Genomic DNA, 2,586 nt, shown 5'->3' with positions numbered 1-2,586 from the left:
AGGGGTGGTTGCGGCGGGGGCGACTGCGGCTGCGGTGGCGATCAGGCCTCCGCCGACGCGCCGGCCCCGATGGTGAGCATCGACCGCCGGCAGTGCGTCCAGGGCCGCCAGCACCCGCGCGTGGCGCTGGTGGTGCGGCAGCAGCCGGACGTCCAGCCGGGGGTCGATGCTCACCATCGGGGCCGGCGCGTCGGCGGAGGCCTGATCGCCACCGCAGCCGCAGTCGCCCCCGCCGCAACCACCCCTGCCCGATCCGTCCGAGGAGCCGAGCAGATCGTGCATACCGTCCAGCAACGTCGCCAGCGAGACGTCGGGCGCGTCCACCAGCACCGGGACGATCAGGTCGTTCTCCTTGGCCAGGTGGACGGCGAAGAGGGCGGCGAGGGCGCGTGCGGCGGCGGCGAGGCGTACCGGCCGGTCGGCGGCCTCCAACTCGGCGACCAGGCCGCTGATCGCCCGGTGCTCGTCGAGCATGCCCCGGATCAGCAGTGCGGCCTCGACACGGTCACCGGCGGCGGTGTAGAGCGAACCCTCCTCGGCGTACGCGTGCGGCAGCAGCTCGTCGCGGAGCCACCCGAGCAGCTCGTCGCGGTGCCGGAGCGCCCCGGCGGCGTCGCCCTGGTCGGCCGCGTCCAGCAGGCCGTCGACGTGCCGGTCGAGGTCGGCGGCGAGCTGGGCGTGATGCCGGACGACGGCCTGCGCGGCCTGCTGGTCGGCCGTGGAGCGGGAGGCGGACATGGAACCCTCCAGGGTTTTGTGGTCGAACGACGTTGTAACGTTATCTAACGTGGAAACCCCGAGAACAGGGCCGACCGGCGGAACCATCGACCCGCTCCGCCACCGGGCACTGGGCACCGCCAGCCGGGCCTCGATCCTGGAGATGGTGCGCGCCACCGGCACCGGCATGACGATCGCCGAGGTGGGGGAGCGGACCGGCCTGCACCTCTCCACCGCCCGCGCCCACCTCGACCGCCTGGTCGACGCCGGGCTGCTGGTCAAGGCGCGGGCCAGCGGCGGCCAGCCCGGCCGGCCGGCGTGGCGCTACCGGGTGGCCATGACCGATACCCCTGCCCCGGGGCCGTACCGGGCGCTCGCCGCCGCGCTGCTCGACCACCTGTCCCGCCGCAACCCCGGCGACGTCCGGGCCGAGGCCACCCGCGCGGGACACGACTGGGGACGCCACCTCGCCGCCGCCACCGCCGGAGGCCAGGACCCGGTCGACACCCTGCTCGACGTGCTGCGCGGGCTGGGCTTCAGCCCGCGCCGGCAGGAGACGGCCGACGGGACCGTCGAGGTGCACCTGCACACCTGCCCCTTCCTGGAACTGGTCAACCGCAACCCCGACGCGATCTGCGCGCTGCACGTCGGCGTGATCCGCGGCGCGCTCGAGCACGTCGGCGCCCCGCCGAGCGGCGCCGTGCTGGAGCCGTTCGGAGCACCGGACGCGTGCGTGGTACGGCTGGCCCTGCCGCGTACGACTGACGAGTCGGCATGAGACCCCGGCCCGCCGGCGTGCGCTGGCGGCTCCCCGTCCTCGCCACCGGCGCGTTCGCCCTGCTCACCGGCCTCTACGCCGCCCTGCTCCTGCTCGGTCTGCCGGTGCCCGCGCCGAGCGCGCCGCTGGAGCAGGTGCACGGCCCGCTGATGGTGCTCGGTTTCGTCGGCACCCTGGTGGCGCTCGAACGCGCGGTGGCGCTCGGCGCCCGCTGGGCCCTGCTCGCGCCCGCCTGCGCCGGCGCCGGAGGGCTGGCGCTGGTGCTGACCGGACCGAGCCTGCCCGGCCGACTGCTGCTCATGACCGCCTCGGTGCTGTTGCTGCTGATCTACCGGCACCTGTGGCGGCGGCAACCGGGCCCGGCCCTCCTGGCCCAGGCCACCGGCGCGCTGAGCTGGTACGCCGCCACCCTGCTCTGGCTCTCCGGCTTCGGCGTGCCGGAGATCGTGCCCTGGCTCGCCACCTTCGTGGTGGCCACCATCGCCGGGGAGCGGCTCGAACTCGCCCACCTCACCCTGCCCCGGCATGGCGAACACTGGTTCCTCGCCGCCCTCGGCGCGTTGACCGTCGGGACCACCGCCACCGCGCTGTGGCCGTCCGTCGGGGCGTACCTGTTCGGGGTCGGCCTGCTCGCGACCGTGGCCTGGCTGGCGGTCAACGACGTCGCCCGCCGCACGGTGCGTGCCACCGGCCTGCCCCGCTACGTCGCGGTCGGGCTGCTCACCGGGTACGCCTGGCTGGGGCTGGCCGGCCTGCTGTGGGCCGGCGCCGGCCCGGTGACCGACGGCCCGCGCTACGACGCAACCCTGCACCTGGTCTTCCTGGGCTTCACCATGTCGATGATCTTCGTGCACGCCCCGGTCATCCTGCCGGCGGTGCTGCGTCGCCCGCTGCCCTACCGGCCCTGGCTGTACGCCCCGCTGGCCCTGCTGCACGTCACCCTGGCGGTCCGGGTCCTGGTGGGTGACGCGCTCGGCGTGCAGACCGTGTGGCGCTGGGCCGGCCTGGGCAACGTCCTCGCGGTGCTCGGCTTCGTCGGCTGTGCCGTCGCCGCCGTGCGCGGCGCGGGCGGGGCGCGTGCGCGCACGGCG

The 2,586-nt window shown here is 75.5% G+C and carries 3 protein-coding genes; 2 read left to right on the top strand and 1 reads right to left on the bottom strand.

Going from position 1 to position 2,586, the window contains the following annotated elements:
* Positions 1–738, bottom strand: a 738-nt coding sequence (locus AB0I76_RS27490) for a hemerythrin domain-containing protein (protein ID WP_357041320.1), incomplete at its 3' end; no start/stop codon positions are given.
* A gap of 49 nt (positions 739–787) precedes the next feature.
* Here AB0I76_RS27490 and AB0I76_RS27485 point away from each other — a divergent pair.
* Both AB0I76_RS27485 and AB0I76_RS27480 read left to right on the top strand, forming a co-directional pair.
* Entirely contained in the window at positions 788–1,495 is a 708-nt protein-coding gene (locus AB0I76_RS27485; protein WP_357041317.1) for a helix-turn-helix domain-containing protein, read from the top strand.
* Positions 1,492–2,586 (top strand): hypothetical protein (locus AB0I76_RS27480; RefSeq protein ID WP_357041314.1); only part of this gene is annotated, 1,095 nt, incomplete at its 3' end. The genes AB0I76_RS27485 and AB0I76_RS27480, both read left to right, overlap by 4 nt.

The organism is Micromonospora sp. NPDC049799, assembly GCF_040656655.1.
GTDB lineage: Bacteria > Actinomycetota > Actinomycetes > Mycobacteriales > Micromonosporaceae > Micromonospora.
This window is presented reverse-complemented; position numbering and strand designations above follow the sequence as displayed.